This window comes from Streptomyces sp. NPDC006551 (assembly GCF_040611675.1).
GTDB lineage: Bacteria > Actinomycetota > Actinomycetes > Streptomycetales > Streptomycetaceae > Streptomyces.
Genome location: NZ_JBEXOT010000071.1, coordinates 1 through 21,001, shown reverse-complemented (window position 1 = coordinate 21,001; position 21,001 = coordinate 1). Strand labels below are relative to the sequence as shown.

The 21,001-nt window shown below is 69.6% G+C and carries 18 protein-coding genes and 1 pseudogene; 4 read left to right on the top strand and 15 right to left on the bottom strand.

Annotated elements, in window-relative coordinates:
* Positions 1–67 precede the first annotated feature (67 nt).
* Both pafA and ABZY12_RS33210 read right to left on the bottom strand, forming a co-directional pair.
* The gene (gene pafA, locus ABZY12_RS33215) at positions 68–1,429 is read right to left on the bottom strand and encodes a Pup--protein ligase (RefSeq protein ID WP_158985679.1); all 1,362 of its coding nucleotides are present in this window, start codon (positions 1,427–1,429) and stop codon (positions 68–70) included.
* A gap of 9 nt (positions 1,430–1,438) precedes the next feature.
* Positions 1,439–2,761, bottom strand: a complete 1,323-nt coding sequence (locus ABZY12_RS33210) for an MFS transporter (RefSeq protein ID WP_356896988.1) — start codon at positions 2,759–2,761, stop codon at positions 1,439–1,441.
* Between the two features lie 124 nt (positions 2,762–2,885).
* On the opposite strand from ABZY12_RS33210, the gene ABZY12_RS33205 reads away from it, so the two are divergent.
* Positions 2,886–3,905: a LacI family DNA-binding transcriptional regulator gene (locus ABZY12_RS33205; protein WP_356896986.1), complete on the top strand. Its 1,020-nt coding sequence runs from the start codon at positions 2,886–2,888 to the stop codon at positions 3,903–3,905.
* An 85-nt stretch (positions 3,906–3,990) separates the two neighbouring features.
* Here ABZY12_RS33205 and prcA read toward each other — a convergent pair whose 3' ends face one another.
* The 6 genes and pseudogenes from prcA to arc all read right to left on the bottom strand — a co-directional run bounded on the left by prcA (position 3,991) and on the right by arc (position 9,804).
* Entirely contained in the window at positions 3,991–4,752 is a 762-nt protein-coding gene (gene prcA / locus ABZY12_RS33200) for a proteasome subunit alpha (protein ID WP_356896984.1), read from the bottom strand.
* Between the two features lie 45 nt (positions 4,753–4,797).
* Positions 4,798–5,637: a proteasome subunit beta gene (gene prcB, locus ABZY12_RS33195; protein ID WP_356896982.1), complete on the bottom strand. Its 840-nt coding sequence runs from the start codon at positions 5,635–5,637 to the stop codon at positions 4,798–4,800.
* Positions 5,589–5,780: pseudogene (locus ABZY12_RS33190) on the bottom strand (endonuclease domain-containing protein); the annotation flags it as partial. The gene prcB and the pseudogene ABZY12_RS33190, both read right to left, overlap by 49 nt.
* 169 nt (positions 5,781–5,949) lie before the next feature.
* Positions 5,950–6,162 (bottom strand): ubiquitin-like protein Pup, encoded by a 213-nt coding sequence (locus ABZY12_RS33185; protein ID WP_356896980.1) that lies wholly within the window; start codon positions 6,160–6,162, stop codon positions 5,950–5,952.
* Positions 6,163–6,296: 134 nt separating this feature from the next.
* Entirely contained in the window at positions 6,297–7,808 is a 1,512-nt protein-coding gene (gene dop, locus ABZY12_RS33180; protein ID WP_356896978.1) for a depupylase/deamidase Dop, read from the bottom strand.
* Positions 7,809–8,037: 229 nt separating this feature from the next.
* Positions 8,038–9,804: a proteasome ATPase gene (gene arc, locus ABZY12_RS33175; protein WP_356896976.1), complete on the bottom strand. Its 1,767-nt coding sequence runs from the start codon at positions 9,802–9,804 to the stop codon at positions 8,038–8,040.
* Between the two features lie 253 nt (positions 9,805–10,057).
* On the opposite strand from arc, the gene ABZY12_RS33170 reads away from it, so the two are divergent.
* Entirely contained in the window at positions 10,058–10,369 is a 312-nt protein-coding gene (locus tag ABZY12_RS33170) for a ferredoxin (protein WP_356896974.1), read from the top strand.
* A 22-nt stretch (positions 10,370–10,391) separates the two neighbouring features.
* Here the strand turns inward: ABZY12_RS33170 and ABZY12_RS33165 are convergent, their stop codons facing one another.
* From ABZY12_RS33165 to ABZY12_RS33155, 3 genes are all read right to left on the bottom strand, one after another.
* The gene (locus ABZY12_RS33165) at positions 10,392–10,961 is read right to left on the bottom strand and encodes a hypothetical protein (protein ID WP_356896972.1); all 570 of its coding nucleotides are present in this window, start codon (positions 10,959–10,961) and stop codon (positions 10,392–10,394) included.
* Between the two features lie 203 nt (positions 10,962–11,164).
* Positions 11,165–12,052, bottom strand: a complete 888-nt coding sequence (locus ABZY12_RS33160) for a tRNA (adenine-N1)-methyltransferase (RefSeq protein ID WP_356896970.1) — start codon at positions 12,050–12,052, stop codon at positions 11,165–11,167.
* An 18-nt stretch (positions 12,053–12,070) separates the two neighbouring features.
* Entirely contained in the window at positions 12,071–13,354 is a 1,284-nt protein-coding gene (locus ABZY12_RS33155; protein WP_356896968.1) for a site-2 protease family protein, read from the bottom strand.
* A gap of 126 nt (positions 13,355–13,480) precedes the next feature.
* Between ABZY12_RS33155 and ABZY12_RS33150 the strand changes: the two genes are divergently transcribed.
* Positions 13,481–14,383 (top strand): RecB family exonuclease, encoded by a 903-nt coding sequence (locus ABZY12_RS33150; RefSeq protein ID WP_356896966.1) that lies wholly within the window; start codon positions 13,481–13,483, stop codon positions 14,381–14,383.
* A gap of 10 nt (positions 14,384–14,393) precedes the next feature.
* On the top strand, positions 14,394–15,065 hold the full coding sequence (locus ABZY12_RS33145) for a response regulator transcription factor (protein WP_356896964.1): 672 nt from the start codon (positions 14,394–14,396) through the stop codon (positions 15,063–15,065).
* Positions 15,066–15,167: 102 nt separating this feature from the next.
* Here the strand turns inward: ABZY12_RS33145 and ABZY12_RS33140 are convergent, their stop codons facing one another.
* From ABZY12_RS33140 to ABZY12_RS33125, 4 genes are all read right to left on the bottom strand, one after another.
* Positions 15,168–16,748: an ABC transporter substrate-binding protein gene (locus ABZY12_RS33140; RefSeq protein ID WP_356896962.1), complete on the bottom strand. Its 1,581-nt coding sequence runs from the start codon at positions 16,746–16,748 to the stop codon at positions 15,168–15,170.
* Between the two features lie 76 nt (positions 16,749–16,824).
* Complete coding sequence (locus tag ABZY12_RS33135; RefSeq protein WP_356896960.1) at positions 16,825–18,417, bottom strand: ABC transporter substrate-binding protein; 1,593 nt, start codon at positions 18,415–18,417, stop codon at positions 16,825–16,827.
* 566 nt (positions 18,418–18,983) lie between these two features.
* Entirely contained in the window at positions 18,984–19,682 is a 699-nt protein-coding gene (locus ABZY12_RS33130) for an HAD family phosphatase (protein ID WP_356896958.1), read from the bottom strand.
* 144 nt (positions 19,683–19,826) lie between these two features.
* The coding region (locus ABZY12_RS33125; protein WP_356896956.1) for a vitamin B12 dependent-methionine synthase activation domain-containing protein at positions 19,827–21,001 on the bottom strand (1,175 nt) is incomplete at its 5' end.

Below are 21,001 nucleotides of genomic sequence, written 5' to 3'. Positions count from 1 at the left end.
CGCGCCGGGCCTGCGCCGCCCTCCCCCCCCCCCCCCCCCCGGCCACTTCGGTCAACGGCTCACCGGATCACATTCCGGCGATCAGCTTCTCCACCCGGTCGTCGACCGACCGGAAGGGGTCCTTGCACAACACCGTCCGCTGCGCCTGGTCGTTGAGCTTGAGGTGGACCCAGTCGACGGTGAAGTCCCGCCGCTGCTCCTGGGCGCGGCGGATGAAGTCGCCGCGCAACCGCGCCCTGGTGGTCTGCGGGGGCACGGACTTGCCCTCGAAGATCTTCAGGTCGTTGCAGATCCGGGCGGCCTGGCCCTTCTTCTCCAGGAGGTAGTAGAGCCCGCGCCGACGGTGGATGTCGTGGTAAGCGAGGTCTATCTGGGCGACCCGGGGGTGCGACATGGTCATGTTGTTCTTGGCCCGGTACCGCTCGATGAGCTTGTACTTCATGACCCAGTCGATCTCGGTGCCGATACGGTCGAGGTCCTCGGCCTCGATGGCGTCCAGGGTCCGGCCCCAGAGCTCCAGGACCTGCGCGACCGTACCCGTACGGATGCCGCGGCGGTCGACGAAGTCCGCGGCCTTCTCGTAGTACTCGCGCTGGACCTCCAGGGCGGAGGCCTCACGGCCGCTGGCGAGGCGGACCTTGCGCTGGCCGGTGATGTCGTGGCTGACCTCGCGGATCGCCCGGATGGGGTTCTCCAGCGTCAGGTCACGCATGACCGTGCCCGCCTCGATCATGCGCAGAACGAGGTCGGTGGCACCGACCTTGAGGAGCATGGTCGTCTCGGACATGTTCGAGTCACCGACGATGACGTGGAGGCGGCGGTAGCGCTCGGCGTCCGCGTGCGGTTCGTCGCGGGTGTTGATGATGGGCCGGGAGCGGGTGGTCGCCGAGCTGACGCCCTCCCAGATGTGCTCGGCGCGCTGCGAGACGCAGTAGACCGCGCCGCGCGGGGTCTGCAGCACCTTTCCGGCGCCGCAGATGAGCTGTCGCGTGACCAGGAACGGAATGAGGATGTCCGCGAGCCGGGAGAACTCTCCGTGGCGGGCGACGAGATAGTTCTCGTGGCAGCCGTAGGAGTTTCCCGCCGAGTCGGTGTTGTTCTTGAAGAGATAGACGTCGCCGGCGATTCCCTCCTCATGCAGGCGGCGTTCGGCGTCGACGAGCAGGCCTTCGAGAATGCGCTCGCCGGCCTTGTCGTGCGTGACCAGTTCGGTCACGTTGTCGCATTCGGGCGTTGCATATTCCGGATGCGAACCCACGTCGAGGTACAGGCGGGCGCCGTTCCGCAGGAAGACATTGCTGCTGCGGCCCCATGACACGACACGGCGGAAGAGGTAGCGCGCCACTTCGTCAGGAGACAGTCGGCGCTGTCCCCTGAACGTGCACGTGACGCCGTACTCGTTCTCCAGCCCGAAAATGCGGCGGTCCATGTCTGAACATTACGCCTGATGGCCTGAGCTGAAACCGGGTTGGGCGGCCCCGTTTCGATCATTTTCCGATGAGTGCGTGTTCTTTTCGGTGTGGCCGGGGTCGGCGCTTCCGGCGCTGACGGCGTGTCGCACACCGGGCCCGGGGACGGTGAGGACTCTTCCGGTGGCGAGCAGGACCAGCAGGGCCACGAGACCGCCGGCACCGGCCACGGCGAAGCCCGCGGTGGTCCCGGCGAGTTCGACGGCGGGCCCCGCGACGGCCGAGCCGAGGGCCGCCCCGACGCCGAAGGTGGTGACGAGCCAGGAGAACGCCTCGGTGACGGTACCGCTGGGCGCGTGCCGGTCGACCACGATGAAGCCGCAGGCCAGCGCCGGAGCCAGGAAGACCCCGGAGAGCGCGGCGAGCCCCGTCATCGGGACGACACCGGGCGTGAGCATCAGCGGCAGGTATCCCAGCGCGAGCAGGCCGACGAGGACGCGCAGCCGCTTCTCGGGGGCGCCGGCCCACTGGCGGGCACCGTAGAAGACGCCGCCGACGAGGGCGCCGAGGCCCAGGGCGGCCATGATCCAGCCGTAGGCGGACGCGTTGCCCCGGTCGTCGGCGTAGGCGAGACCGGCGACGGTGATGGAGCCGAGCGCGAGTCCGACGAAGAAGAACGAGCCGAGCAGGGCGAGCAGGCCGGGCGAGCGCAGGGCGCCTAGCCAGTGTGCCTCACGTGGATCCGAGCGCCACGCGCGCGAGGGCTCCGACAGGACGACGGACAGGGCGCCGAGGACACCGAGGACGTTGATGACCAGGAGGGCGGCGGCCGGCGACCACAGCGCGACGAACAGGGTCACGAGGAGGGGGCCGACGGTGAACATGACCTCCTGGGCGACGGCGTCCAGGGCGTAGGCCCGGTGGACCCGGTCCTCGCGGCCCAGGACGCTCGGCCACAGGGCCCGCAGCCCGCCTTCGAGGGGCGGCGTGAAGAGCCCCGCGACGACGATCGCGGCGTAGGCGAGGGCGATGTTGCCGATCCCCGCCAGGGCGAGGACCGCCATGCCGAGGGCGGAGACGATCGCGGCGGGCAGCTGCACGCGCGGCTGCCCCTTCAGGTCGACCGCGCGGCCGAGGAGGGGCTGGCCCACGGCGGTGGCGATGCCGTAGGCCGCGACGAGCCCTCCGGCGAGGCTGTAGCTGCCGCCTTCGGCGCGGGTGAAGACCACCGCCGCGATCGGACCGGTGCCGTTGGGAAGCCGGCCGACCAGGGTGCCGGTGAGGAGCCGCAGGGCGTGCGGTGCCCTGAGGATGTCGCGATAGCCGCCGCTCGCCGTGGCCTCGGTGGCCATGTCGGTCTCCTCTCCCCCGGCGTTCCACCCGAGGTTTTACGTATAACTTCCTGAGTCATACGTACCATGGCCCCAGCCCGCCGGTCCACCCCGCGGGAACGGACCGTCTCTCGCGGAGGCATGAGTGCACACCCCGGAATCTCCCGGCGGAACGCGGCCCACCAGCCGGGACGTCGCCCGCGCCGCCGGGGTGTCCCAGGCCACCGTCTCCCTCGTCCTCGGCGACAAGTGGCGCGGGCGGGTCTCCGAACGCACGGCGGATTCCGTACGGGAAGCGGCCCGCGGCCTCGGCTACCGCCCCAATCTCGCCGCCCGTAACCTGCGGCTCGGCAGCACCCGGACCGCACTGCTCGTCGTCCCGGCACTCACCAACGAGTTCTTCGCCCGCGTCTACACCGGCGCCGCCACCGTCGCCGCCCGGCACGGCTTCGGTGTGGTCCTCTACCCCTCCCCCGAGGGCGTCGGCCCGGCCAGGGACCCCTTCGCCTCCGCCCGCGCGGCCCTCGACGGCGTCATCGCCTCCTCCATGGCGGCCGACGCCCTCGAAGCCTTCCGCGGCACGGACCTGCCCCTGGTGATGCTGGACAGCGATCCCGCCGACACCGGCGCCGCCGCGCACGTCAATCTCGACATCGCGGACGGCATGCGTCAGGTGACCGGGCACCTGCTCGCCCTCGGGCACCGCCGGTTCGTCCACCTCGCCTCGGCGGTGCCGTCCTGGACCTTCGACGTACGCGGCGCGGCCCTGGCCGACGCCCTGCGCGAGGTGTCCGTACGCACCGTCCGCGCGCCGCTCGACGTCAGCGGCGCCCGCACCTCCGCCGAAAAGGCCCTCACCGGGCCCGGCCCGCGGCCGACCGCGATCGTCTGCGACGACGACATTCTGGCCGCCGGTGCCTGCAAGGCGGCCCGCCGGCTCGGTCTGAGGGTTCCCGAGGACGTCTCGATCACCGGCTTCGACGACCTCGCCCTCGCGACCGCCGTCGAACCGGAGCTCACCACCGTCCGCCTCCCCGCCGAACGCATCGGCGAACGCGGTATGGCGGCCCTCCTCGCCGTCCTGGCCGGCCGGCCGCCCGAGCCCGGCGACCTCCCGGTGACTCTGATGGCCCGGGGCTCCTCCGGCCCTCCACCCGCGGCCTGACCGGTCGGCGCGCACGCCGGCACAGACGTCGGCCCCGGTCCGCGGGGTGCGGGCCGGGGCCGTCCGTACGGGCTCGACGAAGGAGTTACTCCTCCGTGTCCTCCGGAATCTCGTCCGAGGGCTCGTCGGTCTTGGCGATCGCCGCGTTGTCCGCCTCCAGCAGGCGGACCAGCTGCCGTCCGACGATCCGCTTGAACTTGCGCTGCTGCGGGCGCGTGCGGTCCAGGACCGCCACCTCGAGCCGCTCCGCCGGAATCTCCCGCTCACTGCCGTTGGTGTCCCGGGACAGCGCCTGGACCGCCAGCTTCAGCGCCTCGGCCAGGGACATCCCGTCCCGGTGGCGCTGATCGAGGAAGCTGCCGATCTGCTCGGCGTTGCCACCGACCGCGACCGAGCCGTGTTCGTCCACGATCGAACCGTCGTGGGGCAGACGGTAGATCTGGTCGCCCTCGGGCTCCGTGCCCACCTCGGCGACGACCAGCTCCACCTCGTACGGCTTCTCCCCCGCGCTGGAGAAGATCGTGCCCAGCGTCTGGGCGTAGACGTTGGCGAGGCCCCGGGCCGTCACGTCGTCCCGGTCGTAGGTGTAGCCCCGCAGATCGGCGTAGCGCACACCGCCGATACGGAGGTTCTCGTACTCGTTGTACTTGCCGGCCGCGGCGAAGCCGATCCGGTCGTAGATCTCGCTGAACTTGTGCAGCGCACGGGAGGGGTTCTCGCCGACGAAGACGATCCCGTCGGTGTACTGGAGGACGACCAGGCTGCGGCCGCGGGCGATGCCCTTGCGGGCGTACTCCGCCCGGTCGGCCATGGCCTGCTGGGGTGAGACGTAGAACGGAGTCGACACCGGCTATCCGTCCCTTTCTTCTGGGATTCTGCGGACGAGGAGAGGTCAGAGCAGCGCGGCGCGCGGCCCGTCGGGCTGCTCCAGACGCCGATCGGTGACCGAGCGGGCGAGCGCCGAGGACTCCGCCTCGGTGAGCCTGCGGAAGCCCTCGTCGGTGATGACGGTGACGATGGGGTAGATCTTGCGGTACAGATCCGGCCCGCCGGTCGCCGAATCGTCGTCGGCCGCGTCGTACAGCGCCTGGACGACCAGCGTGGTGGCCTGCTCCTCCGTCAGGTCGGGACGGTAGAGCTTCTTCATGGAACCCCGGGCGAAGATCGAACCGGAGCCGGTGGCCGCGAAGCCGTGCTCCTCCGAGCGGCCGCCCGTCACGTCGTAGGAGAAGATCCGGCCCTTCTCCTTGCCTTCGTCCCAGCCGGCGAACAGCGGGACGACGGCGAGGCCCTGCATGGCCATGCCGAGGTTGCCGCGGATCATGGTGGACAGGCGGTTGGCCTTGCCCTCGAGGGAGAGGGTCGTCCCCTCCACCTTCTCGAAGTGCTCGAGCTCCAGCTGGAACAGCTTGACCATCTCCACGGCGAGCCCGGCCGTACCGGCGATGCCGACGGCGGAGAACTCGTCGGCCGGGAAGACCTTCTCGATGTCGCGCTGCGCGATCATGTTGCCCATGGTCGCGCGCCGGTCACCGGCGAGCACGACCCCGCCGGGGAACGTGACGGCCACGATCGTGGTGCCGTGCGGCGCCTCGACGATCCCGTCCGGCAGCGTGCGGTTGCGTGGGAGGAGCTCCGGCGAGTGATCGGAGAGGAAGTCCATGAACGAGGACGATCCCGGCGTCAGGAAGGCAGCTGGTAGACGCCCGGTGCTACGAGTGTTGGCTTCCACGCGTGTCCCTCCAAGTATGAGATGGCCCGACGCGGAGAGTCGGGAACGTCTCCCAACATGCCGATGGCCGAATTGCAGTTGAAGCACAGTACGCCACGGACCCTACCCGCCATGTGACGGTGATCAACATGATCGGACCGGGCAGCCGCGGGGTTCGTCGGCTCCGGTGATTCCCCCCGTGAGCCCCCAGGAGGGCGGAGCGGCCCGCCGGAACGAAGGCCGCGCGCGGGCGTTCTCAGCCGCACCGCGCGCGATCCCCGTGACGTCCGTCCGCCGACCAGCCCCCACCTTCGTTTCGAAGGTGGATCGCTCTTACTGTCCGCCCTTTTGAACGAAAGACCGGACGAAGTCCTCGGCGTTCTCCTCGAGGACGTCGTCGATCTCGTCCAGGACGGAGTCGACGTCGTCGCTCAGCTTCTCCTGGCGCTCCTTGAGGTCGGAGCTTTCCTCGGTGGCGGTCTCCTCGACCTCCTCCGTGGAACGCGTCGCCTTCTGCTGTCCGCCGCCGGTGTCCTTGGTCGCCATATCCTCACCCCGCTCGAATCGGCCCGCTCGGTTGGGTCTCTCAAGATCAGACCCTACAAGGCGGGTCTGACATCGGCCCCGCGGTCGCTGCAACGCCCGGGCACCAGTTCCATGATTCCCAGTACCCGGCCATTTCAGCCGCCGGAGAGGACGCGGACCAGTTCTTCCGCGGTCCTGCACCGGTCCAGGAGTTCTTTCACGTGGTCCCGGGTGCCCCGCAGGGGCTCCAGGGTGGGCACCCGCTGGAGCGAGTCGCGGCCCGGCAGGTCGAAGATCACCGAGTCCCAGGACGCGGCGGCCACGTCGTCCGCGTACTGCTCCAGGCAGCGGCCCCGGAAATAGGCCCTGGTGTCCTCAGGAGGCTTCGTCTCGGCCCGCTGGACCTCCTCCTCGGTCAGGAGCCGCTTCATGCGCCCACGGTCCACGAGACGGTTGTACAGGCCCTTCTCGGGGCGCACGTCGGCGTACTGCAGGTCCACGAGGTGCAGCCGGGCCGCGTCCCACTCCAGGCCGTCGCGCCGGCGGTAGCCCTCCATCAGCTCCCGCTTGGCGATCCAGTCCAGCTCGCCGGCCAGGCTCATCGGGTCGTTCTCGAGCCGGTTGAGGGTGTCCTCCCAGCGGACCAGGACGTCCTTGGTCTGGTCGTCGGCGTCCGCGCCGAAGCGCTCCTCGACGTACTTCCTGGCCAGCTCGAAGTACTCCATCTGGAGCTGCACCGCGGTGAGTGTCCGGCCGCTGCGCAGGGTGATCAGATAAGCGAGGCCGGGGTCGTGGGAGACGTCGTGGAGGGTGCGTACCGGCTGGTCCACGGCGAGGTCGACGTTGATGAACCCGTCCTCGATCATGGACAGGACCAGGGCGGTGGTGCCCAGCTTGAGGTAGGTGGAGATCTCCGAGAGGTTGGCGTCGCCGATGATCACATGGAGGCGGCGGTACTTCTCGGCGTCGGCGTGCGGCTCGTCACGGGTGTTGATGATGGGCCGCTTCAGGGTGGTCTCCAGGCCGACCTCGACCTCGAAATAGTCGGCCCGCTGGCTGATCTGGAAGCCGTGGTCACGGCCGTCCTGTCCGATGCCGACGCGGCCGGCGCCGGTGACGACCTGCCGGGAGACGAAGAACGGGGTCAGGTGGCGCACGATGTCCGAGAAGGGGGTCTCCCGCTTCATCAGGTAGTTCTCGTGCGTGCCGTAGGAGGCGCCCTTGTTGTCGGTGTTGTTCTTGTAGAGGTGGATCGGCTGGGCGCCGGGGAGCTGGGCGGCCCGTTCGGCGGCCTCGGCCATGATCCGTTCGCCGGCTTTGTCCCACAGGACGGCGTCGCGGGGGTTGGTGACCTCGGGGGCGCTGTATTCCGGGTGGGCGTGGTCGACGTAGAGCCTGGCTCCGTTGGTGAGGATCACATTGGCCAGGCCGATGTCCTCGTCGGTGAGCTGGCTGGAGTCGGCGGCTTCGCGGGCGAGGTCGAAGCCTCGGGCGTCCCGCAGGGGGTTCTCCTCCTCGAAATCCCAGCGGGCGCGGCGCGCCCGGTGCATCGCCGCCGCGTAGGCGTTGACGATCTGGGACGAGGTGAGCATGGCATTGGCGTTCGGGTGCCCCGGAACGGAGATCCCGTACTCCGTTTCGATGCCCATTACTCGCCGTACGGTCATGCGGCCCTCCTTGCCCGGCGGCGCTCCCCCTTCGGGTGCGGCGCTCAAGTACCGCTCTTCCTCGTGCGTGCGGTGCCGTCCCCGCACTGCGCGATTCGGCGGTACCGAAGAGCCTAGAGCGACTCCGCGCCGGTGGGGAGATCGAATACGTCTTTTGCTCGTGATGGCTGGGGGAAAAGGGCCCGGCTGCGGATGCCCGTGGTCCGGACATCCGCAGCCGGGTCGCGATCTACAGGTACTGACCGGTATTCGCCACCGTGTCGATGGAGCGACCTGTGTCGGCGCCCTGCTTTCCGGTGACGAGCGTGCGGATGAAGACGATCCGCTCGCCCTTCTTGCCGGAGATTCGGGCCCAGTCGTCCGGGTTGGTCGTGTTGGGCAGGTCCTCGTTCTCCTTGAACTCGTCCACGCATGCCTGGAGGAGGTGGGAGACGCGCAGGCCCTTCTGGTTGTGGTCGAGGAATGCCTTGATGGCCATCTTCTTGGCCCGGTCGACGATGTTCTGGATCATCGCTCCGGAGTTGAAGTCCTTGAAGTAGAGGACTTCCTTGTCACCGTTGGCGTAGGTGACCTCGAGGAAGCGGTTCTCCTCGGATTCGGCGTACATCTGTTCCACGACCGACTGGATCATTCCGTGCGCGGCGGCTTCCTTGGAACCGTTGTGCTCGGAGAGGTCGTCCGCGTGCAGCGGCAGCGACGGCGTGAGGTACTTCGCGAAGATGTCCTTCGCGGCCTCCGCGTCCGGACGCTCGATCTTGATCTTGACGTCGAGCCGGCCGGGCCGCAGGATCGCGGGGTCGATCATGTCCTCGCGGTTGGAGGCGCCGATGACGATGACGTTCTCCAGGCCTTCCACACCGTCGATCTCGGCGAGCAGCTGGGGGACGATGGTGTTCTCCACGTCCGAGCTGACTCCGGATCCGCGGGTGCGGAAGAGGGATTCCATCTCGTCGAAGAAGACGATGACGGGGGTGCCCTCACTCGCCTTCTCCCGGGCACGCTGGAAGACGAGGCGGATGTGCCGCTCGGTCTCACCGACGTACTTGTTGAGGAGCTCGGGGCCCTTGATGTTCAGGAAGTAGGACTTCCCGGCGGGCTGGCCGGTCACCTCGGCGACCTTCTTGGCAAGGGAGTTGGCCACCGCCTTGGCGATGAGCGTCTTGCCGCAGCCTGGCGGGCCGTAGAGCAGGATGCCCTTCGGCGGCCGCAGTTCGTGCTCCTTGAAGAGGTCCGGGTAGAGGTACGGGAGCTCGACCGCGTCGCGGATCAGTTCGATCTGGTTGCCCAGGCCGCCGATCTTGTTGTAGTCGACGTCCGGGACCTCTTCGAGGACGAGTTCTTCGACCTCGCTCTTCGGAACCACTTCGTAGACGTAGCCGGACCTGGGTTCGAGCAGCAGGGCGTCGCCGGGGCGGATGGTGATGTCCAGCAGCGGCTCGGCGAGCCTGACCACCCGTTCCTCGTCGGTGTGCCCGATGACCAGGGCGCGCTCGCCGTCCTCGAGGATCTCCTTGAGGGTGACGATGTCCCCGGCGCGCTCGAACTCCATGGCCTCGACCACGTTGAGCGCTTCGTTGAGCATGACTTCCTGGCCGCGCCGGAGCTCGTCGAGCTCGACGCTGGGACTGACGTTCACCCGGAGCTTGCGGCCCCCGGTGAAGATGTCGCAGGTGCCGTCCTCGTTGGCCTGCAGGAAGACACCGAAGCCTGCCGGTGGCTGTGCGAGCCGGTCGACCTCCTCCTTGAGGGCCACGATCTGGTCGCGGGCCTCACGGAGTGTGTTGGCGAGCCGCTCGTTCTGTGCGGACACGCCGGCCAGGTTGGTCTGCAGCTCGACGATCCGCTCTTCGAGAATCCTCGTATGACGCGGAGAGTCGGCGAGCTTGCGGCGCAGGACGGCGATTTCCTGCTCGAGATAGGCAACCTGACCGGCGGGGTCTTCAGACCCCCGCCCCGGCCGGATGCCGCGGTTGATGTCATCGTCGTGGGCTGCCACGGTCCTCACCTCCTCCAAGGGGAGCTGGACGCTTCCTGACCCTACCTGCGTGGGTGGTGATTGAAACCCCTAGATCACAAAGACTCCGGGACGTGTCCGATCTTCACCCTTGCGCTTCCCCTCACGCCAGGGGAATACCCACCCATCAACATCGGAAAGCGGGCGGTTGTATCGTCGTCGGTGGCCAACACCCGCCAGGGTTGGCCGGACTTAGCAGAACGATCTCTTCAGAAGCTCAGGAACGGCAGGAGACATGACCGTGCGGCACGAGGCCCCGACGACGGGCGCCGGCGAGGCGCTGGAGGTCTGGATCGACCAGGATCTCTGCACCGGGGACGGCATCTGCGTGCAGTACGCGCCCGAGGTCTTCGAGCTGGACATCGACGGTCTGGCCTATGTGAAGAGCGCGGACGACGAGCTTCTGCAGGATCCGGGGGCGACGACGCCGGTGCCGTTGCCGCTCTTGCGGGACGTGGTGGATTCCGCGAAGGAGTGCCCGGGCGACTGCATCCATGTACGCCGGGTTTCGGACAGTGTCGAGGTGTACGGCCCCGACGCGGAGTGACCGCGCGCGCACGGCGCGTGGTTCACATGCCGACGGGTTCGGCGAGGGCGGTGCGGACGAACGCGCCGCCCTTCCAGTGCCATTCGACGCGCTCCCGCTCGTCGGGGCAGCAGCTCGGGACGTCCGGGGACGAGTAGCCGAGGAGGGTGGCGGCGACCTTCCCGTCCCGTACGGCGAGCTCGGTGACGTTCTTCTGCTGCGCGGGTTCCACGAGGGTGGCGGCCACGCGCGCGCCGGTGTCCTTGCCCCGGGTGAGGACGTAGAGCCCGCTGGGAGGCGTGCCGGAGCCGGCTTCGCAGTGCGCGATCGCGACGGTTTCGGGATGTCCGTCACCGTCGAGGTCGCCGCGGGCCTGCCGGGCGACGGTGCTGGGTGCCCCGCCGCATTCCAGGGGGTAGGTGGCCGTGCGGGCGTCCGGGGCGGGCGCGGCGGCGGGGGCGGCTTGGGGTCCGCCCGCGGAGGTGGCGGTCGCGGCGCCGGGCTGCAGCAGGCCCGCGGCCGCTACGACGGCGGCCATCGCGGTCGCGGTGGCCAGCCAGTGCACCGGCCGGGCGTGGGTGTGCGCGAGGTCCGGGACGGCGGAGGGCTGCACGCGAGAAGTCTCCTGTGAGGGCGGCGCGGAAGGAGTTGCGGGCATCGTGCCACACGTCACAGGAGGGTGGAACAGCCGGGGTGAGGGCCGCGGGGGTGCGGGCGCGAAGATGCCGAACGTGAAGCCGCCGCCGCCCAGTTCCCGCCGGGGGGCGGGAACTGGGCGGCGGCGCGCGTTCGTTGTCGGATCGTCAGGCCGCGGACTCAGCCCTTGTTGGGGCCTTCGTAGTCCTCGCCGTAGGCACCCTTGGCGGGGCGGCGGCGGCGCATGGGCGGCTCGACTCCGTCGGCCAGGCGGCGGGCGGTGACGAGGAAGCCGGTGTGGCCGATCATCCGGTGGTCCGGGCGGACGGCGAGACCCTCGACGTGCCAGTTGCGGATCATGGATTCCCAGGGCTGCGGTTCGGCGTAGCAGCCGAATTCGCGGATGGACTCCACGGTGCGCGCGAGCTGGGTGGTGGTGGCCACGTAGCAGCAGAGGATGCCGCCCGGGACGAGCGCCTTGGAGACGGCGTCGAGGCACTCCCAGGGGGCGAGCATGTCCAGGATGACGCGGTCGACATCGGTGTCGGACAGGTTGTCCTGGAGGTCGCCGACGGTCAGCTGCCACGCGGGGTGGGGGCCGCCGAAGTAGCGCTCGACGTTGCCCTTGGCGATCTCGGCGAAGTCCTCGCGGCGCTCGTAGGAGTGCAGCATGCCGCTGTCCCCGATGGCGCGGAGCAGGAAGCTGCTGAGCGAGCCCGAGCCCACACCGGCTTCGACGACGCGCGCGCCGGGGAAGATGTCGGCGAAGGCGAGGATCTGCCCCGCGTCCTTGGGGTAGACCACGGCTGCGCCGCGGGGCATGGACAGGACGTAGTCGGGGAGCAGGGGGCGCAGCGCGAGGTAGGCGACGTTTCCCGTGGTACGGACAACACTGCCCTCGGGAGCACCGATCAGCTCGTCGTGGGGGAAGGAACCCTTGTGGGTGTGGAAGTTCTTCCCGGCCTCGAGCGTGAACGTGTAGTGGCGTCCCTTGGGGTCGGTGAGCTGGACCTGGTCCCCGACCTTGAAGGGCCCGCGACGGCGGGCGGCACCGGTCGGTTCGGACATGTGACCAGAGTACCGGGGTTATGAGGAGGGTCTTGCCATGGCCCGGACGAAGGCGCGTTCCACGTCGGCGGTGGACAGGACGCCGTAGATCTCCCCGGTGTCCTCGACGACGAGGTACTCGGTGGCGGGGCTGGCACGGAGGTGGTCGAGGAGGGGCTGGCCGGTGAGTTCGGCGGGGACCCTCATGCCGTCGGTGAGGTCCTGCGCGAGGCCGCTGACGGCGACCCAGGGGCGGCGGTGCTGGGGGACGCCGGCGATGGCGGTCTCCCGGACGAGACCGGTGGGGCTGCCGTGGCCGTCGACGACGACGAGGGCGCGGGCGCCGGCGTCGTTGGCGCGCCGCAGGGCTTCGGAGAGCGGTGTGGCGGGTTCGACGGGGATGGCGCGGCGGGTGAGGGTGCGGGCGCACAGCTCGGGCAGGTGCTCGCGCAGCCGGGCCATGCGCAGGCTGTTGCCGGCGCCGGTCCAGATGATGGCGGCGAGGATGGCTGCGAGGAGCGCGTCGGTGACGGTGTCCATGCCGCTGATGTCGTCGGTGGAGTTGCCGAGGAGCCCGGTGCGGGTGAGCAGCGGCAGGCCGATGAGGACGGCGACGGCGAGGGCGCGGCCGACCCAGGCGGCGGCGACGGTGCCGCTCATGGGCTTGCCGGTGATCTTCCAGACGACGGCGCGGAGCATGCGGCCACCGTCGAGGGGGAGGCCGGGCAGCAGGTTGAAGATCGCGACGATCAGGTTGGAGATCATCAGGCCCGCGAGCAGGACGCCGGGGACGGTGCCGGGCTCGACGGCGTACAGGGAGAGGTAGAAGAGGCCCGCGAGGACGAGGGAGAGCAGGGGGCCGACGAAGGCGAGGACGAATTCGCGGCCGGGGGTCTCGGTCTCCTTCTCGATCTCGGAGACGCCGCCGAAGAACTGGAGCTGGATGCGGCGCACCGGGAGCTTGAAGCGGAGCGCGGCGACGGTGTGGGCGAGCTCGTGGACCAGGACGGAGGCGTAGAAGGCGATGGCGAAGAACAGGGAGACGAGGTAGCGGGCGGCGCCGAGGTCGGGCAGGACCCGCTCGATCTGGCCGCCGAAGACCCAGGTGATGAGGGCCGCGACCAGGAACCAGCTGGGAGCGACGTAGACGGGCACGCCGAAGGGGCGGCCCATGAGGAGTCCGCCGCCGGGTTCCTCGGCGCGCCGGGGCTTGTCCGCGCTCATGTCGGCGAGGCCTCCGGTGGGGTTCGGTGCCGCGGGCTTCGATTCCGCTTCGCCGGACTGCGGCCGGTGCTTGTCGCCGCGCTCGTCGTCCTGGTTCACGGGTTCCTTTCGTCGCCGAACTGCATGACCCGAGTCACTGCGTCACGGTTCGATCATGCAGTGCGACGGGCTCTGCCGTCGATGGTATTCCGCTCGCTGTCGGTGGCGGGCCGTAGGGTCTGAGTCATGAGTACGAGCGAGCAGCCTCCGGTGGGGCCCCGGACGCCCACGTCGTTGTCCCCTTCGCGGGCGAGCGACTTCATGCAGTGTCCCCTGCTGTACCGGTTCCGGGTGATCGACAGGCTGCCGGAGAAGCCGAGTGAGGCGGCGACACGGGGCACGCTGGTGCACGCGGTGCTTGAGCGGCTGTTCGACGATCCGGCGGTGGAGCGGACGGCGCCGCGGGCGAAGGCGATGATCCCGGGGCAGTGGGACCGGCTGCTCGAGTCGAAGCCGGAGCTGGGCGAGCTGTTCGCGCAGGACGCGGAGGGTGAGCGGCTCGCGCGCTGGCTGAGCGAGGCGGAGCGGCTGGTCGAGCGGTGGTTCACGTTGGAGGATCCGACGCGCCTCGAGCCGGCCGAGCGCGAGCTGTTCGTGGAGACGGAGCTGGAGTCGGGGCTGCGGCTGCGCGGGGTGATCGACCGGATCGACGTGGCGCCGACGGGCGAGGTGCGGATCGTCGACTACAAGACGGGCAAGGCGCCTCGGCCGGAGTACAGCGAGGGCGCGCTGTTCCAGATGAAGTTCTACGCGCTGGTGATCTGGCGGTGGAAGCGGGTGGTGCCGCGCCGCCTCCAGCTGGTGTACCTCGGCAGTGGCGACGTGCTGACGTACGACCCGGTCGAGGCGGATCTGCTGCGGGTGGAGCGGAAGCTGCTCGCGCTGTGGGAGGCGATCCGGGAGGCGACGGAGACGGGCGACTGGCGGCCGCGGCCGACGAAGCTGTGCGGCTGGTGCGACCACCAGGAGGTGTGCCCCGAGTTCGGCGGGACTCCCCCGGTGTATCCGCTGGAGATCGTTTCCGCGCGCCCGCCGGAGTCGGGCGAATCGGGTCAGGGCAGAATGGATCCGGTCCGGCCCGCCCCCTGAAGGAGTTCCTGTGGCTATCCGCGTCCTACTGGTCGACGACCAGCCGCTGTTGCGCACCGGCTTCCGGATGATTCTGGAGGCGGAGCAGGACCTCGCGGTCGTCGGTGAGGCCGGGGACGGTCTTCAGGCCCTGGACCAGGTGCGGGCCCTCCAGCCCGATGTGGTGCTGATGGACATCCGGATGCCGCGGATGGACGGCGTGGAGGCGACGCGGCAGATCACCGGGCCGGGCCGGGACGGACCGGCGAAGGTGCTGGTGCTGACCACGTTCGATCTCGACGAGTACGTGGTCGAGGCGCTGCGGGCGGGGGCCAGCGGGTTCCTGCTGAAGGACGCTCCGGCCAACGAACTGGTGCAGGCGATCCGGGTGGTGGCGGCGGGTGAGGCGATGCTGGCACCGTCGATCACGCGGCGGCTCCTCGACAAGTACTCGGCGCATCTTCCCTCGGGCGACGAGCAGGTGCCGGACACGCTGAACACCCTGACGGAGCGTGAGGTCGAGGTGTTGAAGCTGGTGGCGCGAGGTCTGTCGAACGCGGAGATCGCGGCGGACCTGTTCGTCAGCGAGACGACGGTGAAGACGCATGTGGGGCATGTGCTGACGAAGCTCGGCCTGCGTGACCGGGTGCAGGCGGCGGTGTACGCGTACGAGAGCGGTCTGGTCCGCCCGGGCGCCCAATAGCGGTACGGGCGGAACAGCGCGGTACAGCGGTACGAACGGCGGAAGGGCCCGGCGCGCGAGGTGCGCGCCGGGCCCTTCCGCCGGGCGGGGCCGGACGGACCGTCAGCTCTTCTTGATCTCCCAGAAGCGGAAGACGGTGGAGGCGTCCAGGGTCCACTCCAGGCCGGTGACGTTGTCGCGGGTGACGGCGTACTGCTTGCCCTGCCACAGCGGGAGGAGGGGCAGTTCCTCGGCGACGATGTCCTGGAGCTTGCCGAAGTCGGCGGCCGTGGAGGCACGGTCGGCCGCGGCCGAGGTCTTCGGGATGAGGCGGCCGGTGATGGTCGCGTTCTCGTAGTTGTTGCCGAGGACGTTGCCCTCGCCGAAGAACGGGGCGGTGAAGTTGTCGGCGTCGGGGTAGTCGGGCACCCAGCCCTTGACGTACACGCCGTACTTGCCGGCCTCGATGTCCTTCTCGTACTGCTCGAACTCGACGGACTTCACGTCGGCCTCGAACAGGCCGCTGGCGTTGAGCTGGCCGGCTATCGCCTTGAGTTCCTGGTCGGTGGCGGGGCCGTAACGGCTGGGCGTGGACCAGAGGGTGAGCTTCACCTTGTCGGTGATGCCGGCCTTGCGGAGCGCCTTCTTCGCCTTGGCGGCGTCGGGGCTGCCGTAGGTGTCGAAGAACGCGGTGTTGTGGCCCGCGATGCCGGCCGGGACGATCGAGTAGAGCGGGGTGGCGGTGGACTTGTAGACGTCCTGGACCAGGGCCTCGCGGTCGACGAGGTGGGCGATGGCCTGGCGGACGCCGAGCTTGCCTACGACGGGGTCCTTGACGTTGAAGACCAGGTGCTGGACCTCGGCGCTGGAGCCCTGGACGATCTCGATGCCCTTGTCGTCCGTGGTCTCGGAGGTCTCGAGGGCGGCGATGTCGTCGGCGGCGAGGCCACGGTAGGCGACGTCGATGTCGCCGGCGGCGAGGGCCTTGGAGAGGGCCTCGCGGTCACCGCCGTAGAGCTTGAGGCTGACGCCGCCGTTCTGCGGCTTGGCGCTGCCCTTGTAGCCGCTGTTGACGGAGAAGACGGCCTCGGTGTCGCTGATGGAGTCCAGCTTGTACGGGCCGGAGCCGATGGCCTTGCCGTCGGTGCGCAGCCCGTCGGCGGCGTATTCGCGGTGGTCGACGATGGAGCCCGCGCCCGAGGCGATCTTGCTCGGGAAGGTGGCGTCGGGGACCTTGAGGCGGAAGACGACGGTCCGGGCGTCGGGGGTCTCGATGGAGTCGATCGTCGAGAGCAGGGGCGCCGGGCCCGAGGGGTCGTCGATCTTCAGCGCCCGCTCGAAGGAGAACTTGACGTCCTCCGACGTGAGGGGGTTGCCGTTGGAGAACGTCAGGCCCTCACGCAGGGTGCAGCGGTAGACCTTGCTGCCGCCTTCGAAGGCGCACTCCTCGGCGGCCTCCGGCTCGGGCGCGGAGGTCCCCTTCGGGAAGCTGAGGAGGGACTGGAAGACGTTGTTGAACAGGAGCCAGGAGCCGGGGTCGTATCCGGCGGCCGGATCCGTGGCGAGGATCTCGTCGGACATGCCGACACGGACGCTGCCGCCGGTGCCGCCGGAGTCCCCGCCCTGCTCCGCGCCGCAGCCGCTGAGCAGGGCGGCGGACAGACCCGCGGCGAGCGGGGCCGTCAGCCACTTGTTGTGCTTCACAGAACTTGCCTCTTGATCTCTTGCCAGGCCGGCCGCGCGCCGTGCGCCGCCGGTGTAACCGAGCTGGGTGAGGGGGTCAGGCGGTGCCCCGGGCGAGCTCCCACAGGAGCAGGTCCGAGGAGGTGTTGAGCGCCCATTCGACGCCGGTCAGGTCGTCGCGTGCGGCGACGTACTGCTTGCCCTGCCACAACGGCAGGACGGGCACGTCCTTGGCGACGATCTTCTGGATCTGACCGAAGACGGGGCTCGCGGCGGTGCGGTCGGCCGAGCGGCGCGACTGCGGGATCAGCGTGTCGCGTACGGCCTTGTTGACGTAGGGGGTGTTGAGGAAGTTGTCGGCGTCGAGGAACGGCGCGACGTAGTTGTCCGGGTCCGGGAAGTCGGGGAACCAGCCGAGGCCGTAGACGGCGTAGTCGCCGCGCTTCTGCGCCGGGCGGAACTTGGACCACTCGGTGCCTTCGAGGGTGACGTCGAAGAGTCCGGTGGCGTTGAGCTGGTCGCGCAGCGCCTCGAACTCCTTCTTCGTACCGGAGCCGTAGTGGTCGTTGGTGTAGTGCAGGGTCAGTTCGACGGTCTCGTCGATGCCGGCCTTGCGCAGGATGCCTGCCGCCTTGGCGGCACTGGGCTCGCCGTAGGCGTCGAAGAAGGCGGTGGAGTGCCCGGTGACGCTGGAGGGCACCAGCGAGTAGAGCGGCTTGGCGGTGGGGCCGTAGACGTCGTTGACGATTTCGCCGCGGTCGACGACGGCGGCGACGGCCTGCCGGACGGCCGCGTCCTTGACGGAGGGGTCCTCGGTGTTGAACGCGAGGTAGCGGATCTCCAGACCGGGGACCTCGGTGAGCTCGATGCCCTCCTGGGGCTTCTCGGTGAGTTCCTTGATCTGTTCGTGCGACATGGAGCGGGTCATCATGTCGATCTGGCGATCCTGGAGCGCCTTGCCCATGGTCTCCGCGTCGGCGAAGGAGCGCAGCTCGACCCGGTCGTTGCGCAGGGTGATGTCGCCCTTGTAGTTCGGGTTCTTGGTGAACACGACCTTGGCGATCTTCTCGCCGTCGCGTTCGACCTTCATGGCGTAGGGACCGGAGCCGTCGACGTCGAAGCCTTCGCGCAGCTTGTCGGCGCTGTACTTGCTCTTGCTGAGGATGCCGGCGACCGGGGTGGAGAGCTTGTACGGGAAGGTCGCGTCGGGCGTCTTGAGGTGGAAGACGATGTCGCGCTCGCCGTTGGTCTCGACGGTGTCGACGTTGGCGAGGAGGGCGGCCGTTCCGTTGTCGGACTTGATGGCCAGCACGCGCTCGACGGAGAACTTGACGTCCTCGGCGGTGATGGGGGTGCCGTCGGCGAAGGTGAGTCCCTCGCGCAGCGTGCAGCGGTAGCTCTCGCTGGCGCGGTCGCTGAAGCCGCAGCTCTCGGCGGCCTCGGGGACGGGCTCGCCGCCGCCGCGCGGCACGTGCAGGAGAGTCTGGACGGTCTGCCGCAGGATGTTCCAGGCGCCGGTGTCGTAGGCGAAGGCCGGGTCGAGGGGGGCGGGGGCCTCGTCGGTGGCGACGAACTGGTCCGTGGTGCCGACGACGATCGCTCCGGTGTCGTCCGAGCCGCCGCATGAGACGAGCAGCGGGGCGAGCAGTCCGGCGGCCAGGGCCGGCAGCACCAGAGTCTTGCGGTTCATCGGGGTCGTTCTCCTCATCCGGCACTGGGATACAGCGGGTACGGACACTCCGCCGCTTGCCGCCCGGTCGGGGCGGGAGATCGGGCCGGGATGGTGAGCGATCGGTCCTGTGTTCGCGGCGACTTGGGTATGCGCCGGGGCACTCGGAGGGTGCGGCGAAGTACTCGCGAAAGATTAGTGGGCGCCGCAGCTATTGCCGGACCGAGGGCGGCTCGATGAGTTATCGCATAGTGATCATGAATGCGGCGGGCCCTATAGTCATGCGCCGGAATGTTTCGTTACGGAGTGCGCGAATCAGGACACACGGGTAGGACCCAATCCCCGCGATCCGGACATGGGGCGCACGAAGGCCACCCGCCGGTCGGCACGCTGCGTGACCAAGGTCACGCGATTGGCTTCTCGGCGGATGGCCGGAATACAACCCCGTCGACAATCCGGTACGGCGGCGGATGACGCACGGTCACGCGCCGCGCTTTTCCGTGAGCGCATTCGGAAGAGGCCCCGAGAAAGTTCACGGAAAGCTCAGAGAGAGCTCAAATGATCGCGGCCCGTTGATCAGTGGGTGATCAAGGTCCGGTGATCAGGGTTCGCAGGAAGGGCACGTCGACGTCCTCGAGCGACCGTACGACGACACGGCCCTCGGACGGCGCGATCGGGGCCACGGAGGGCACGGCGACCACCCGGCAGCCGGCCGCCTCCGCGGCCGCCACGCCCGTCGCCGTGTCCTCGATGACGGCGCACAGCGTCGGCTCGGCGCCGACCCCGCGCGCGGCCGTGAGGTAGGGCTCGGGGTGCGGCTTGGTGCGGGCGACCTCGTCTCCGGCGACGGTGAGGGCGAAGCGGTCGGCACCGAGCGAGGCCAGGACACGGTCGATGATGCGGCGGTGCGAGGCGGAGACCAGGGCGGTGGGGATGTTGTGACGGGCCAGCTCGGCCAGCAGCCGCTCCGCGCCCGGCATCAGCGGCACACCGCGGTCGATGCGCTGCTCGAACTTCTCGTTGAGCAGGACGGTCAGCTCGGCGAGCGTGATGTCGGCGCCGGTGGCCTCGATGAGGTACCCCGCGCTGCGGGTCATGGGCCCGCCGACGACGATGTCGCGCCAGGTCTCGTCCAGCCGGTGCCCGAGATCGGCGAAGGCCTCGACCTCCGCGTCCCACCAGAACCCCTCCGTGTCGACCAGGGTGCCGTCCATGTCGAGGAAGACCGCCTGCAGGGCGGAGCTTCCGTTGGCGTGGATCAGGGACGCGGGGACCGTACTGGTCATCCGGCACACCTCCATGGAGGGACGAGAAGGCCGGCCTCCCTCCCCGGTACGGAGAGGGCGACCGGCCTGCGCTGGACCGACAAGTGTACGTCCCGATCATGCGGGGCGCCGGTAATTGCGCCGTCACGTGCGTCGCGGTGTCGCTCAGCGCGCGTTGAAGTACTTCGCCTCGGGGTGGTGGATGACGATGGCGTCGGTGGACTGCTCGGGGTGGAGCTGGAACTCCTCCGAGAGCTGGACGCCGATCCGCTCGGGCCGCAGCAGTTCGGCGATCTTCGCCCGGTCCTCCAGGTCGGGGCAGGCGCCGTAGCCGAGGGAGAAGCGCGCGCCGCGGTACTTGAGCGCGAACATGTCCTCGACGTCGGCCGGGTCCTCGCCCGCGAAGCCGAGCTCGGCGCGGACGCGGGCGTGCCAGTACTCGGCGAGGGCCTCGGCGAGCTGGACGGACAGGCCGTGCAGCTCGAGGTAGTCGCGGTAGGAGTCGGACTCGAAGAGCTTGGCGGTGGCCTCGCCGATCTTCGAGCCGACGGTGACGACCTGGAGGCCGACGACGTCGGTCTCGCCCGACTCCTCCGGGCGGAAGAAGTCCGCCAGGCACAGACGCCGGCCGCGGCGCTGGCGCGGGAAGGTGAAGCGGGTGCGCTCGGAGCCGTCCTCGTTGAGCAGGATCAGGTCGTCGCCCTTGGAGACGCACGGGAAGTAGCCGTGGACGACCGCCGCCTCGAGCAGGTTCTCGGTGTGCAGCCGCTCGAGCCAGCCGCGCAGCCGCGGCCGGCCCTCGGTCTCGACGAGCTCCTCGTACGAGGGCCCGTCACCGGCCCGGTTCTGCTTGAGGCCCCACTGGCCCTTGAAGAGGGCGCCCTCGTCGAGCCAGCTCGCGTAGTCCTTGAGCGGGATGCCCTTGACGACGCGGGTGCCCCAGAACGGCGGGGTGGGGACGGGGTTGTCGGTGGCGACGTCCGAGCGGCCGCCCGGCTCGGGCTCGGCGACCTCGAGGGCCGTGGCGCGCTGGGCGACCCGGCGCTGCTTGAGCTCGGGGAGCGCGGCGCCGGGGACGCCGCGCTTGACGGCGATCAGGGCGTCCATGAGCCGCAGTCCCTCGAACGCGTCGCGGGCGTAGCGCACCTCTCCCTGGTAGATCTCGTGGAGGTCCTGCTCGACGTAGGCGCGGGTCAGTGCGGCGCCGCCCAGGATGACCGGGAAGTCGGCGGCGAGGCCGCGCTGGTTCAGTTCCTCCAGGTTCTCCTTCATGATCACCGTGGACTTGACCAGCAGGCCCGACATGCCGATGACGTCGGCGCGGTGCTCCTCGGCCGCTT

Excerpts from the sequence above, each read along its gene's own strand:
- ABZY12_RS33160 (WP_356896970.1), bottom strand. The coding sequence starts at position 12,052 with ATGTCCGAACCGACCGGTGCCGCCCGCCGTCGCGGGCCCTTCAAGGTC.
- ABZY12_RS33130 (WP_356896958.1), bottom strand. The coding sequence starts at position 19,682 with ATGACCAGTACGGTCCCCGCGTCCCTGATCCACGCCAACGGAAGCTCC.
- dop (WP_356896978.1), bottom strand. The coding sequence starts at position 7,808 with ATGACCGTACGGCGAGTAATGGGCATCGAAACGGAGTACGGGATCTCC.
- pafA (WP_158985679.1), bottom strand. The coding sequence starts at position 1,429 with ATGGACCGCCGCATTTTCGGGCTGGAGAACGAGTACGGCGTCACGTGC.
- ABZY12_RS33185 (WP_356896980.1), bottom strand. The coding sequence starts at position 6,162 with ATGGCGACCAAGGACACCGGCGGCGGACAGCAGAAGGCGACGCGTTCC.
- ABZY12_RS33135 (WP_356896960.1), bottom strand. The coding sequence starts at position 18,417 with ATGAACCGCAAGACTCTGGTGCTGCCGGCCCTGGCCGCCGGACTGCTC.
- ABZY12_RS33210 (WP_356896988.1), bottom strand. The coding sequence starts at position 2,761 with ATGGCCACCGAGGCCACGGCGAGCGGCGGCTATCGCGACATCCTCAGG.
- ABZY12_RS33170 (WP_356896974.1), top strand. The coding sequence starts at position 10,058 with ATGACCGTGCGGCACGAGGCCCCGACGACGGGCGCCGGCGAGGCGCTG.
- ABZY12_RS33150 (WP_356896966.1), top strand. The coding sequence starts at position 13,481 with ATGAGTACGAGCGAGCAGCCTCCGGTGGGGCCCCGGACGCCCACGTCG.